Raw genomic sequence first — 13,474 nt, 5'->3', positions numbered from 1 at the left:
TTCATATCATAGGCAGTAATGATCAAACTTAGATTGTTGCTGCCTATTTTTATAAAAATTATTTAATAATTTTTAGCAGAATCAGGTAATCAATTGCCAACTTGAAAATCGGCAATTGATGCACCTGTTTTTAAGAAGCATTTCTATCAGAGGTAAAGTTCAAAAAGGATTTAATTATTTTAGATGAATTATAAAGAAAAAATTTAGTTTAGGAATAAATATGCAATGCGATTATTGTAAATTAGTGTCGGAAAATTTTCTGTCAGAAAAACGGATGTTGCAACTTTCTATATTTTATAATAAAGGATATGAAACATGCTTTTATCCGAGCAGGTACTGGTTTGATCTAAAAACAATTGCTAGTTATGAAAAATTATTTGCAAAGGGGGCAATCAATTTAATTTTAAGAGAACTGAAGAAAGGTAGGAATAAGGATGGTAAAAAACTATAAAAAAGCATTGGCAGGGGTTGTGACGATTGCTTTTATATTCCAAATGTATTCGTTTCCGGTTTTTGCAGCTGAAAAGACTTCCGAATCTTTGACTACAACCGTTTCCACTGAAGTGACATCGCCTAAAATCACCCTGGAAAAAGCTCTTCAGATTGTAAAAGCGAATTTTGACATACCAAGTGATTTATCAAGCTTTACATCTAATTACAGCACCAATGACGATCGACAATCTTGGTCCCTTCATTGGAATAATGCGGATAAAGGAGGAGATTTTTCAGCCGAGGTAAATGCTGTTAATGGGGATATTTTAAGTGTTAATTATTGGAAAAATGATGACTCGGCGTCAAGTTCTGGCCTTCCGAAAGTTTCCAAAGCAGAGGCCCAAAAAATCTGCGATTCGCTTTTGAGCCGGCTCTTGGGAGAACGGGCCGAAGAGACTAAAGAAATGACCAATGACCAGGAGGTTATACCTCTTAATAATTACGGACCGGTCACCTATATGTTTCATTATCAGCGATTAGTTAAGGATGTTCCTTTTGCGGGCAATGGTGTAGACATTCAAGTTTCCGGCAGTGACGGACACATCATTTCCTACAACCTCAATTGGAGTGATGTTAACTTCCCGGAGAATAAAAATGTGATTAGTGAAACTCAAGCGAACGAAGCTTTCGCCTCATCGCCTTATTTTAAACTTCAATATTGGCTGCCCGCACCCTGGCGAATTCCGACAATTGGACAAAAGCAAGATGCAAAACTTGTTTATCAATTAATCAGCCCAAGCGGTGGAGCGATTGATGCCCTGACAGGTGAACCTCTTAAGCTGAATTCCGGTGAGTGGATTGCTCAGAACTCAATGAACGGCGGCATGGGAGACAAAGCTAGTAGTGCTGGTTCTGCTTCTGATAGTTCACAGAGTTTGACACCTCAGGAACAGCAAGAGGTAGATAAGACCGCGAAACTCATTAAGCAGGATGAAGCTATTGCAGATGTAAAACGTTGGCTTAGTATTCCGGATAATTTAACTCTGCGAAGTGCTAACTTAAGCACCGACTGGCGAAACGGAAACAATAGTGTTTGGAGTTTTGATTGGTTCAACCCCAACCCGGAAAACTCTGAGGGCAAAGCTCAATATATGAGCGCCAGAATCGATGCTGCAACGGGAGAATTATTAAGTTTTAATCGTGGTTATCAACCCACAGAAAAAAGCGAATCCAAACTTGACCCTGCAGCCATGCAAAAAACAGCTGAGGATTTTCTTAAAAAAGTTCAGCCAAGCCGTTTTAGTCAAGTAACTTTTGATACGGACAACAATAGTGATCAGCTTACAAAAGTCGTTCTAATTGATAATGCGAACAATTTCACCTACCATCGTATCGTCAACGGAGTTGATTTCCCCAATAATGTCATGACTGTTACTGTAGAACCTACTGACGGGACCATTGTTAATTACGATTTGAACTGGTCAGAACTTGATTTCCCGGATACGACAGGATCATTAAGTAAAGATCAAGCAGTTCAAGATTTTTTGACTCTGCGCCCCATGATGTTGACCTATGTGCGAATTTATTCTAATGGGATTCCTGGAGATGTGCGCTTAGTATATCTTCCTAAGGCAGAGGATCAGAGTACTCAGACGTCGAATGTTCTTGATGCCAAGAGCGGAGAACTGCTCGATTTTCAAGGCCGACCCATTGATAAAGGACCAAAGCCTTACATCTTTAACGACATATCAGGAGTTGAAGGTGAGCAAGAAATTGCGGCCCTCGGAGAAGCAGGCTTATTCAATGATTATGGAAATAGTTTTAAACCCAATGACAAGATGACTCTCGGTTCACTCTTAAGGGCTATGTATTTAAGCCGTAATGGGGTATGGGGCAATACCTCCTTGTCTGACACTGATATTCTGACCCAAGCCAAAGAACAAGGCTGGTTAAATGAAAACCTGCAGTCGGGGGATCATGTCAGCCGCGAACTATTATGCAAACTTCTTCTGCGCTATCTCCAGCTTAATAAATTCGCGGAATTAAAAAATATTTATCAGGTAAATTACCAGGATGCGTCGGACATATCCTCTGATGCTTTAGGCTATGTTGCTGTGGCCACGAGTACCGGAATTGTTAACGTTAAGGGTCAGAATTTTGTTCCCAGCGAAGGTGTAAGCCGTGCTGAAGCTGCCGCTGATCTGTTCAGAGCTCTGACTTGGCGCAATTAATCAGGCCCTATGTGACTGATGCGGTATAACTATTAAAGGGGGCGCTCGAGTCGGGCAGCTTCTCCCACATCGTTCACTCAGCATTTCAAGGCTTGTTCACTCGCTTGCGCGGGAGCTCCGCCAAACCTCAGGGTAATCGAATTTATCATCCATATGCTGAGTAAAAACTTGCGTTGTATCCTTTCTAAGTATAAGTGACTAGGCAGCCGTCTGCTCCAGAGGTTTGACGGCTGCCTAGTTTTCTTTGCGGGATCAGCTTTTGTAGTGTTAAATTGCCGAATAGATTTAGCTCTCTTGATTAGCCCAAGGATTTAGAAGGAATTGAACTAGAATTGTTGAATAATAGATAAATATGTTTGCGAAACTAGAGCAAGCAATAATTCGACAAAGATCCTATCAACAAATCTATTAAAGAGAGGGAAATGTTAAATGCCCAATCGTCAACGATTGATAGCTGAATTTCTGGAATTAGTAAAAATTGAGTCGCCAACGCGTCAGGAAAGAAAAATAGCTGACATCCTTAAAGAGCGCCTAAGTGGTTTAGGCTTGGAAGTGAGCGAAGACCAGGCAGGGGAGGCAATTGGCGGCAACTGCGGAAATATCTTAGGCTATTTAAAAGGTAATCTTCCGGAAGCCCCAACTCTATTACTATCTGCTCATATGGATACGGTACAACCCTGTCAAAACATTGAACCTCTTCAGAAGGAAGGAATAATAGGCTCCGCCGGAGCAACAATTTTAGGGGCAGATGATAAATCCGGCCTTGTACCAATTTTAGAGGCTCTAAGAGTCATTAAGGAGGAAAACCTTCCTCACGGTGATATCCAAGTAATCTTTAATATTGCCGAGGAAGGCGGCCTTAATGGTTCCAAGAACCTTGACGCCTCAAATCTGAAAGCAGATTTAGGCTTTGTCTTGGATTCCGGGGGAACACCCGGGAAAATCATTCTTGAAGCTCCTGGTCAGGACAGAATTAATGTCTCTATTAAAGGCAGAGCGTCCCATGCCGGAATTGTTCCTGAAGAAGGAATTAACGCTATTTTAGCTGCGTCTAAGGCCATAGCCAAAATTTCCTGGGGACGTCTTGACGGGGAGACAACTTCGAATGTTGGTACTATTCAAGGCGGTATAGCGACAAACATTGTAGCTGAAAATGCCGAGGTCGTTTGTGAATCAAGGAGTCGTGACTTAAATAAACTTGAGCGTCTGACTGCAGAAATCTGCGCAATCTTTCAAAATTCAGCGAAGGAGATGGGGGCTGAGTCAGAAATCAAGGTTCAACGATTATATACGCCGTTTAAGCTGGCTAAAGAATCAGCAATCGCTGTTTTAGCGGCCAAAGCAGCGGAAGCAGCCGGACTTACTCCGGAATTTATTGCCACCGGAGGAGGCAGCGACGCAAACAATTATAATAACTACGGTGTTCCCTGTCTTGTATTATCTACTGGTATGGAAAAACTTCATACAACAGATGAGTACATCAGGGAAGAAGACCTGGTAAGAACTACGTGTTTTGTTCTGGAGATTATTAAAGCCACTAGTTTTAGAACTAAAGATTTAAAAGTGAAAGGCTAAAGATATTAGGAAAAGGAGCTAATTCTTTGGACTTAATAGCAGATAAATAGAAATTGTTCACTAGAAATCTATATAAAGAATTATAAATAGAGCCTTAACTTGAGGAGTGTAGAGAACGTATGAAAAAAAGCAGTTTATGGTTTAAAGTCATTCCATTTCTTCTAGGGTTAGCCTTAATTGCCTCCGGGTGTGGAACTGCATCGCCGACAACAAAACAACCATCAGCGAAGACAAGTACTCCTGTAAAAATCGGTGTGCTGCCGATTGAAGATAATCTTCCTTTCTATGTGGCTGAAAAAGATGGACTTTTTGCAAAAGAAGGGGTTCAAGTCCAATTGGTTAGCTTCTCCAGCGCCGTTGAACGCGATACAGCCTTGCAGGCAGGCCAGATTGATGGTGAAGTCGCAGATCTGGTCGCAGTTGCCTTGCTCAAAAAAATCGGAACTGATGTAAAAATAGCGACGATCGGTCTTGGTGCCACCCCGCAAGAAGGGCGCTTTGCCATTTTGTCGTCACCCAAATCCAATATTCGTGACCTTCAAGGCTTAAAAGGAGCTACCTTGGGAATCTCAGAAAACTCTATTATTGATTATGTCAGTGATCAGATGCTCAAGGACAAAAGTGTACAACTAAGTGATGTCAAGAAGATGTCCATTCCTAAAATGCCTGTACGTCTGGATATGCTGCTTTCCGATCAAATTAATGCCGCTTGCCTGCCTGATCCCTTGGCTTCTTTGGCTCAGGCCAAGGGAGCGCACTTAATTGCAGATGATACCTATCGCAATATATCTCAAACGGTGCTTTTGTTCCGCACGAAAAGCATTCAGGATAATCCTGAGGGTATAAAGGCTGCCGTTCGTGTCTATGGCTCAGCCGGACAAGCTTTAAGCAGTCATCCTGAGCAATACCGAAGTCTGTTTTTAGAAAAAGCTCAGGTTCCTGCCGCTATTCAACAGAGCTACAAAACACCAACTTTTTCTAAGCTGCAGTTGCCTACTCAAGAAGAAATAGATAGTGTCATGAAATGGATGGAAGACAAGAAGCTGATCCCTCAAGCGTACAGTTATAACGATTTAGTTGATAATACCCTCGTGCCTAAAGAATAAGGAGAAACACAGCCCGTGATTGAAGTGACGAATTGTAATCTTGCCTATGTTCAAGGAACAACATCGGTAAAGATTTATAGTGATTTTAACTTAACCATTGAGACTGGTGAAAGTCTTGTCCTTATCGGCCCTTCTGGCTGCGGAAAAAGTACTCTGCTCTATCTTCTCTCGGGATTATTACGACCGACGGGGGGAGAGATTACAATTGGCGGAGAACCCTTAAAAAAGACACGCCAGCAGACCGCCATTATTCTTCAAGAGTATGGCCTTTTTCCCTGGCTCAATGTTGAACAAAACGTTCGACTTGGTTTGAAGGTACGACATCAACCTCAAAGAGTCTATCAGAGCCTGGTCGATGAAATAATTCACAAAATGGGGCTGGCAGATGTCCGCCATCATTTTCCCAGTCAATTAAGCGGCGGACAAAAACAGAGAGTGGCTTTAGCAAGGGCCTTAACTCTTAAACCCGATCTGCTCTTGATGGACGAACCATTATCTGCCCTTGACGCCCTTACTCGTGAGCGCCTGCAGGAACTTTTACTGGAAATCTGGCAGGAAGAAAGGCTGACAACAGTTTTGGTCACTCATAGTATTGAGGAGGCTGTTTATCTAGGGAGTCGTATCTTAGTGCTTAAAAATGGCCGTCCAACAGAAATAGTAGGAGAAATTCCTAATCCTTTAGTTGGACAAAAGGGTTACCGGCAAACCTCCGAGTTTTTTCAAAAGGCAACCTACATCCGTTCTCTCTTAGAAGGAGGAACGGCAGAATGAAGCAAGGCCAGGATATAGTTCAAAAACAACTTTTGGGTTATTTCGGAGCCGGGTTATTTCTGCTGGCACTTTGGCAGTATGGTGCCTGGGTTCTTAAGACACCACTTTTACCAACACCAGGCGCAGCCATTAGAGCAACGCTGCGCCTATTGCACGGAGACCTCGGGGCACACCTTTGGATTAGTACTTACCGAGTTCTGGCTTCGACCTTAATTTCCCTGTGTTTGGGACTGCCCCTCGGTTTGATGATGGGATTTGAGAAGAAGATTGACCGTTTTTTGGCGCCTTTAATTTACCTTCTATATCCAATCCCTAAAATTGTCTTTCTTCCTCTAATTCTTTTACTTCTAGGCTTGGGAGACCAATCAAAGATTTTTCTCATTACTCTGATCGTCTTTTTTCAGATTCTTGTAACGACACGGGATGCCGTCCGCAAAATACCATCCGAAACAATTTCCTCCCTGCGTTCGCTGGGAGGTAACCGGGGGCAAATCTATCGTTATGTGCTCTTGCCTGCAAGTTTACCGGATGTTCTGACCTCAATGCGTCTCAGTATGGGAACAGCGATCGCCGTACTGTTTTTTGCCGAATCCTTTGCTACGACAAAGGGGCTGGGGTATTTTATTATGGATGCCTGGAGCCGGGCGGCACCAGATGAAATGTTTGCCGGGATCATTATGATGGCTTTCCTCGGGGTTGGCTTATTTATCATTGTTGATTTGCTGGAGACTTTTTTATGCCGTTGGCAGCATGTCAATAATCGTAACTAACTTAGAATTTGTGACGATGGGCCGAGCGTATTCACACAAATCTGCCATGTAAGGCATCATCAGTTTAGTAACCAGGATAAAACTAAACCTCTCATTCTTTGAATGAGAGGCTCTTATTATTTGAGATCTATTTCTAGCTCTTAAAATAAGAACAGACGATCCTTAATATGCTATAATTTTAGAGATCTGACATTAGTTTATCTTAAGCTTTCCCCTTAAACTGTCATCTCTTTGCGGTCAGTCAGTTATCAGTTTAAAATTATGAGAGGAGATTATATGCTTCTTTTTAAAGATCTCATGTGGTTTTTTAAGCTAGAGAAAAAAAGCTACATATCAGGGATAGTTGTCCTAGTCCTCGTCGCCTTTCTTAATTTATTTCCTCCTTATGTAGTTCGAGTTATTATTGATGAAATCAGCCGCGGAGTCCTAACGACAATATCGCTGCTTCATTGGACGTTGTTGCTTATAGGGACTGGTCTGGCAGTCTATGCTTTGCGCTTTTCCTGGCGTTTAATGATTTTCGGGGCAGCAAGCCGTTTAAGCAGGCTGCTGAGAAAGCAACTTTTTGATCACTTTACCCTTATGTCCCCGCAGTTTTATCAAAAGCAGCGAACCGGTGATTTAATGGCTCATGCGACCAATGACATCCAAGCCGTTGAAATGACTGCCGGCATGGGGGTATTGACTCTGGTGGATTCTTTAACGACCGGCGGATTAGTGATTTTATCAATGGCGCTATTTATCAGTTGGAAACTCACGCTGATTACGCTTTTGCCCATGCCGTTAATGGCTTGGTCTACGAGTCGTTATGGGACAATGCTCCATGAGAGATTTCATCGAGCCCAAGCCGCCTTTTCCGATCTTAATGATAAAGTGCTGGAAAACATTAACGGCATGAGAGTTGTCAAAGCCTTCGGAGAAGAAGAGGCAGAATTAGATGCCTTTCGCAGCTTATCTGAGGATGTGGTAGAGAAGAACATTGCTGTTGCCAAAGTGGATGCACTTTTTGATCCGACAATCCAGCTGATTATCGGGATTTCCTTTTTTCTGGCTCTTATTTTTGGCTCAATTGACGTAATTAATGGAAGATTAACCTTCGGACAGCTTACTCAGTTTACGATCTATTTAGGTCAATTTATCTGGCCTATGCTCGCTTTTGGCTGGTTGTTTAATATCCTTGAACGGGGCAGAGCGTCCTATGATCGAGTCGATACCTTATTAAAGATTAACCAGAAGATAAATGAAAAGGATGGAGCTCTTGACCGATTCGACAATGGTGACGTCACTTTTGACAAAGCTTCATTTACCTATCCCGGAGGAAAAACACCCATTTTGCAAAACATTAGTGTTCAGGTACGTCAGGGCCAAACTCTGGGAATTGTCGGTAAAACCGGGAGCGGGAAAACAACGTTCCTGCGGCTTCTTCTGCGCGAATTTGACCTTAATGATGGAGATCTTCAACTTGGAGGGACTTCAGTTTATGATGTAACTCTCCAATCGTTACGCAGTAAGATCGGCTATGTACCTCAAGACCATTTCCTTTTCTCGAGTACCATTGTTGAAAATATTGCCCTGGGAAAACAGGAGGCCTCTTTAGAGGAAATCTATAATGCGGCGGGAATTGCCGACATCCACGAAGATATTCTGAGTTTTCCGGAGGGTTATAATACTTTGGTTGGGGACAGAGGGGTTACCCTTTCCGGCGGGCAAAAGCAGAGGATCTCTATTGCCAGAGCACTTCTGTTGGAACCGGAAATTCTTATTTTGGATGACTCTTTATCAGCTGTTGATGCGAAAACAGAAAAGTCAATTTTAGAGAGTCTGCGCAAAAAGCGGGCTCAAAAAACCACGTTTATATCGTCTCATCGTCTTAGCGCTGTCGAAGAAGCAGACCTAATCATCGTGCTTAAAGACGGACAAATCAGCGAACAAGGTTGTCATTCGGAACTGATGTCACTCAATGGCTGGTATGCTGCCACCTATCGAAGACAGCAGCTGGAATCCTTGCTTGAAGAGGGGGCGGAACATTAAGATGGTGATTCGACGCTTGCTTAACTATCTTGTCCCCCATAAAAAGGCTTTAACGTTTGCTTCTTCCCTTCTGATTCTTGCTACCTTTTCGGATGTCATCGGTCCTGTTTTGGTTAAGATTTTTCTCGATCAGTACTTAGTGCCGCGTTCCTTCAATCGAGGTGCACTAATCATCTTAGCCTCAAGTTATCTCGGCTTGAACATACTGTCGGCACTATTACACTATCGTCAATTAGTCAGTTTTAATGAAATTGCTCTCAAAATAGTTCAGCAGCTGCGAATTGATGTTTTCAGTCATGTACAACATCTGGAATTTAGGGTTTTTGACAAAACTCCGGCCGGTGCCTTAATTTCCCGCATAACCAATGATACGGAAGCCATTAAAGAGCTGTTTGTGGGGGTTTTGGCTGCTTTTGTCCAGAATGTGGTGTTTATGCTTGGCGTTTTTGTGGCTATGTTTTACTTAGATGTTCGTCTGGCCTCTTTTTGTCTGATCCTGCTTCCTATTATTATCATCCTCATGATTTCTTACCGCAAAGTTAGTACCAAGGTTTACCGAAGATTACGCAAAGAACTTAGTCATCTCAATGCCAAACTGAATGAATCCATACAGGGAATGTCTATTATCCAGGCAATGCGTCAGGAGAAACGCTTTCGTCAGGAGTTTCAGACCATCAACAACAATTACTATCGGGAAGCAATGGCTAACATCCGTTTAGAAAGCCTGTTTGTTCGTCCGGCTGTTGACCTGATCTATACCTTGGCCCTAATCATTGTTTTAAATTATTTTGGGTTCCAATCGTTGACGGGACCAATTGAAATAGGGGTACTGTACGCTTTTATCAACTACCTGGACCGTTTCTTTGAACCTGTCAATATGATGATGCAGCGCTTGTCTCAATTTCAACAATCTTTAGTTGCTGCTGAGCGGGTTTTTGAATTATTGGATGATCAACGAATCACCTCGAAGGTCACCGCGCTGGATTCACCTGCCATAAGTCAAGGAAAGATAGAATTTAAAAATGTCAGTTTCTCTTATGATCAGGACGCCAAGGGAGCAATGGCCTTAAAATCAATCAGTTTTACTGCCTACCCGGGGCAAACAGTCGCTTTAGTCGGGCATACGGGCAGCGGCAAGAGTACCGTCGCCAATCTGCTCATGCGGTTCTATCCGGTTACTCACGGAGAAATTCTCATCGACGGAATTTCTTTATCTCAGCTCTCTGATCAGGAGCTAAGGTCAAAAGTAGGACTTGTAGCTCAAGATCCCTTTTTATTCGTTGGTACTATTTCCAGTAATATTGCTCTTTCCAGATCGGAAATTAAAGAAACAGAAGTTCGAGACGCTGTTTCTTTCGTTCAAGCCGACAGCTTTATTGGAAGGCTGCCCCAGGGACTTCAAGAGCCGATGGGTGAACGGGGGGCAACCTTATCCAGCGGACAGCGTCAACTTATCTGTTTTGCTCGGACCATTGCCGGTAATCCCAAGATCCTCGTTTTAGATGAAGCTACAGCAAACGTGGATACAGAAACAGAAGAGGCCATCCAAAACGCTTTAGGAAAGATGCGCCAGGGACGAACAACCATCGCTATTGCCCATCGGCTTTCAACGATTCAGGATGCCGATCTTATCTTAGTCCTCCACCATGGTAAAATTGTAGAGAGGGGGACTCATGCTGAACTCTTGGCTCAAGAAGGTTTATATTACAAGATGTTTATTCTGCAGCATGGGAATAAAGAAAAAGAAGAATAGTGAACTCGTTCAGCTAAAGCTGAACATCGGGGCTTCAGATACAATAATGTCCAGTGGACATTATTGCCGAGCCGCCTTTCCCAATAGGGATACTTAGCGGCGAAGGAGGACTCTACCCCACCTGAAGTTAACGAAGGCCCCCCCACTTATAGAAGTGGAGGTCTTAAAAATGGATAAAAATAGCTGGGAAAATTTCCTGGCAATTTTTATTCACTTGAACAGATATGTTATTAATTCAAAAGCGGAGTACTATTTAGATATTTTTGTCACTTGGTATTATGAACCAGGCCACAAGATAGGCCAAAAAACCTGTTCCACCCACTAAGAGAAGAAGTAAAGCACCTATCCTAACAAGACTGGGATCCAAATCTAAGTATTCAGCTATTCCGCCGCATACGCCGCCAAGCTGCCGATCTTGACTCGATCTATACAAGCGTCTCGACATAAGATTTCCTCCTTTTCCTTTATGGAGTCTCTTTGACATAAAAAATCTAATCTCTCACTTTAATATTCATCAGGATGTAAAGATGTGACAAAGACGGTAAAAGTCTAAAATATGGGATATCTGCTTTTGCTGCGGGATCCCCTTAAGAAAAATAAAAAAGTCTAAGGCTTGTTTTCATAAAACTAGCCTTAGACTTTTTTATTTATGATAAAATCATGGTAAAAAATTTACTGAGTTTTATTCGGGAAGGAAGGTAGCGCAGTCTGTCATTTCGGTAGTTGTGGCATCGGGGGATTGAACTTCGATTTTCTCGGCATGGCAATGATCTCCTGTACCATAATAATGACAGGTGTTAACAACACATTTAATTCCGTTATTAGGTTGAGGCATTTTTTTAACATTCATATGGGCTATTCCTCCTTAAATTTAATTCCCTATTAGATTCTCCAGAATCCAAGTTTTAATGAATCCATTTACTTGTAAGACAGTAATAAGAATATATTGATGGTATAATTTAGTACATAGCTTGATTTGATAGATAATTAAAAAATATGACGATAAAAAGGAGAAGATCAGATTGAGAAAAGTATTAGGAATTGTTGCTTCCCAGAGAAAATTAGCCAATGGGGAAATACTTATTAAAGAAGCCGCTGCTTCCATGGGAGAGGAAGTGCAGCTGGATCTTGTAAAGTTGACAGAGTTAAAGCTGCTGCCGTGTAAAGCTTGTTATGCCTGCTTAGGCCAGGATAAGCGCTGCCCCTTGGACGATGATTTATATTCCTTATTTGAACGGATCAAAGAAGCCGATGGAATTATTTTTTCATCGCCCTGCTACGCTTTGGGTCCCGCAGGAATCACAAAACTTTTTGGAGACCGGATTATCGCTCTAGCTCAACAGATTGATCAGATTTGGGGAAAGCCATGCGTAATTATCGGGACAGCTGGAATAAAAGGTTGGGAAGGGTATACCCTTTCTGCCCTTATCACTTATGCACGCTTTTTGGGGTTGAACGTTAAAGATGCCCATATGTTTATCGGTGCTCTTCCTGGCGAAGCCTTAGTTGATCCTGAGGGCAAAGAACGAATTAAGGCTCTCGGACAATCCTTGTTCGGCAATCCTCATCAGCCGGAAACCGGACGATGTCCTACCTGTTGGTCTGATCTCTGGAAATTCCCTGCTTCCAATCACGCTCTATGTCCTTTTTGTGGCCAAGAAGCGACGATCTTGCCCTCGGATCAGGGGAATTCCTTGCATTGGGAGTTTGGTCCTTCCGGCAGCCGCTTTACAAAAGATTTTTTGAAGGAACATTTTCAAGTCTGGCTGAAAGACCAAGTGCAAGAATTTGTCAAGAGGCGTAAAGAATTAGCTCTGATTAGAAATCAATATAGGAGCTAACGCTCAGCAGGAAGCGATTATTTTCCTATAAGGAAAACGATCGCTTCCTGCTGATCATAAGGCTATTTACACTACTATTGATTCGCTGTCAAAAAGTATTTTTCAAAGGCTGATATTTAGGTGTTTATAGAAGGAATTGTTGACATGTATATGAGTGCACATGGGGTTTAATATCTCATAAAGTCATGATAGATATTCCGATTATATATTTTACTTATAAGTTAAATTGACGTAAAATAATTACAGAAACCAGGAGATGAAAGGATTGCAAATTAAAGGGAAGTTTGAAATGTTTTACCTGCCAACATGCCCTTAAAAAGGAGGTGTCATCTAATGAAAAAACAATTATTAATGTACGTTATGGGTTGTCCTGTATACGCTGAAGTTAAAGAATCTAATAAAACATTAACCAATAACTCTGCGAAATAAAATGGCCATGGAAAAACGCAATAGGCTTACAGTTTTCAAAATTAATCCAGAAAGGACGTGAAAATGATGGCCAAAAATGAAATAGGTAAAAAAACCGTTGTACTTGATGTTAAGAAATCAGCAAATGGAGACATTACGCAATCGAAGGAGTATTGGTCTACTTTGGCGGTAATTAGCTAATGGTGAAACGCATTCTGTTGCTAGAGATATTACAATTGAATTTTCAAAGATAGAAAGCCCTGATATTTCACTGCTGAGATATTGGGGTTTTTTGTTAGGTCGAAGATTCAAAAAACTCTTGTAATCTGAACCTCTATGGATTAAAATACGATTAATTAAAGACATAATAGGTGCCCTTAATAAGGGAGAATAGGGAACTGGGTGAGAATCCCAGACGGACCCACCACTGTAAACGAGGAGATTTATACTTAAGCCACTGGGAAGCCGGGAAGGCGTATAAGTCGTTGATTCTAAGTCAGGAGACCTGCCTATAATGTAGAACATGAATCAAGGCAAAGTTCATGGTCAAATTTCT

General features: G+C 42.0%; 10 protein-coding genes and 1 riboswitch. Of the genes, 8 read left to right on the top strand and 2 right to left on the bottom strand.

Going from position 1 to position 13,474, the window contains the following annotated elements; all coding sequences use genetic code 11:
* The first annotated feature begins 434 nt into the window (after window positions 1–434).
* The 7 genes from B5Y67_RS02360 (at window position 435) to B5Y67_RS02330 (ending at window position 10,669) form a co-directional block, all read left to right on the top strand.
* Entirely contained in the window at window positions 435–2,663 is a 2,229-nt protein-coding gene (locus B5Y67_RS02360; RefSeq protein ID WP_088224962.1) for a YcdB/YcdC domain-containing protein, read from the top strand.
* A gap of 429 nt (window positions 2,664–3,092) precedes the next feature.
* A complete protein-coding gene (locus B5Y67_RS02355; protein WP_088224961.1) occupies window positions 3,093–4,238 on the top strand; it encodes a M20/M25/M40 family metallo-hydrolase in 1,146 nt (381 codons plus the stop codon).
* A gap of 119 nt (window positions 4,239–4,357) precedes the next feature.
* Complete coding sequence (locus tag B5Y67_RS02350) at window positions 4,358–5,344, top strand: MetQ/NlpA family ABC transporter substrate-binding protein (protein WP_088224960.1); 987 nt, start codon at window positions 4,358–4,360, stop codon at window positions 5,342–5,344.
* A 15-nt stretch (window positions 5,345–5,359) separates the two neighbouring features.
* Window positions 5,360–6,115 carry an ABC transporter ATP-binding protein gene (locus B5Y67_RS02345; protein ID WP_088224959.1) on the top strand — a complete coding sequence of 252 codons (756 nt, stop codon included), beginning with the start codon at window positions 5,360–5,362 and terminating at the stop codon, window positions 6,113–6,115.
* The gene (locus B5Y67_RS02340; protein ID WP_088224958.1) at window positions 6,112–6,885 is read left to right on the top strand and encodes an ABC transporter permease; all 774 of its coding nucleotides are present in this window, start codon (window positions 6,112–6,114) and stop codon (window positions 6,883–6,885) included. Before B5Y67_RS02345 ends, B5Y67_RS02340 begins: the two co-directional genes overlap by 4 nt.
* A gap of 276 nt (window positions 6,886–7,161) precedes the next feature.
* Window positions 7,162–8,916 carry an ABC transporter transmembrane domain-containing protein gene (locus B5Y67_RS02335; protein WP_088224957.1) on the top strand — a complete coding sequence of 585 codons (1,755 nt, stop codon included), beginning with the start codon at window positions 7,162–7,164 and terminating at the stop codon, window positions 8,914–8,916.
* A gap of 1 nt (window position 8,917) precedes the next feature.
* Window positions 8,918–10,669 (top strand): ABC transporter transmembrane domain-containing protein, encoded by a 1,752-nt coding sequence (locus tag B5Y67_RS02330; RefSeq protein ID WP_088224956.1) that lies wholly within the window; start codon window positions 8,918–8,920, stop codon window positions 10,667–10,669.
* A gap of 253 nt (window positions 10,670–10,922) precedes the next feature.
* Here the strand turns inward: B5Y67_RS02330 and B5Y67_RS02325 are convergent, their stop codons facing one another.
* Complete coding sequence (locus B5Y67_RS02325) at window positions 10,923–11,114, bottom strand: PspC domain-containing protein (RefSeq protein WP_047810693.1); 192 nt, start codon at window positions 11,112–11,114, stop codon at window positions 10,923–10,925.
* A gap of 237 nt (window positions 11,115–11,351) precedes the next feature.
* The gene (locus tag B5Y67_RS02320; RefSeq protein WP_088224955.1) at window positions 11,352–11,519 is read right to left on the bottom strand and encodes a DUF1540 domain-containing protein; all 168 of its coding nucleotides are present in this window, start codon (window positions 11,517–11,519) and stop codon (window positions 11,352–11,354) included.
* A gap of 172 nt (window positions 11,520–11,691) precedes the next feature.
* Here B5Y67_RS02320 and B5Y67_RS02315 point away from each other — a divergent pair, with 172 nt between their 5' ends.
* Complete coding sequence (locus B5Y67_RS02315; RefSeq protein ID WP_088224954.1) at window positions 11,692–12,510, top strand: flavodoxin family protein; 819 nt, start codon at window positions 11,692–11,694, stop codon at window positions 12,508–12,510.
* 760 nt (window positions 12,511–13,270) lie between these two features.
* Window positions 13,271–13,446, top strand: a riboswitch (cobalamin riboswitch).
* The last annotated feature ends 28 nt before the right edge of the window (window positions 13,447–13,474 follow it).

Source organism: Desulfosporosinus sp. FKB, from assembly GCF_002196705.1.
Taxonomy (GTDB): domain Bacteria; phylum Bacillota; class Desulfitobacteriia; order Desulfitobacteriales; family Desulfitobacteriaceae; genus Desulfosporosinus.
This window is presented reverse-complemented; position numbering and strand designations above follow the sequence as displayed.

Bases quoted from the DNA above. Each gene is read 5' to 3' on its own strand.
- B5Y67_RS02360 (WP_088224962.1), top strand. From the start codon at position 435: ATGGTAAAAAACTATAAAAAAGCATTGGCAGGGGTTGTGACGATTGCT.
- B5Y67_RS02355 (WP_088224961.1), top strand. From the start codon at position 3,093: ATGCCCAATCGTCAACGATTGATAGCTGAATTTCTGGAATTAGTAAAA.
- B5Y67_RS02350 (WP_088224960.1), top strand. From the start codon at position 4,358: ATGAAAAAAAGCAGTTTATGGTTTAAAGTCATTCCATTTCTTCTAGGG.
- B5Y67_RS02340 (WP_088224958.1), top strand. From the start codon at position 6,112: ATGAAGCAAGGCCAGGATATAGTTCAAAAACAACTTTTGGGTTATTTC.
- B5Y67_RS02335 (WP_088224957.1), top strand. From the start codon at position 7,162: ATGCTTCTTTTTAAAGATCTCATGTGGTTTTTTAAGCTAGAGAAAAAA.
- B5Y67_RS02330 (WP_088224956.1), top strand. From the start codon at position 8,918: ATGGTGATTCGACGCTTGCTTAACTATCTTGTCCCCCATAAAAAGGCT.
- B5Y67_RS02325 (WP_047810693.1), bottom strand. From the start codon at position 11,114: ATGTCGAGACGCTTGTATAGATCGAGTCAAGATCGGCAGCTTGGCGGC.
- B5Y67_RS02320 (WP_088224955.1), bottom strand. From the start codon at position 11,519: ATGAATGTTAAAAAAATGCCTCAACCTAATAACGGAATTAAATGTGTT.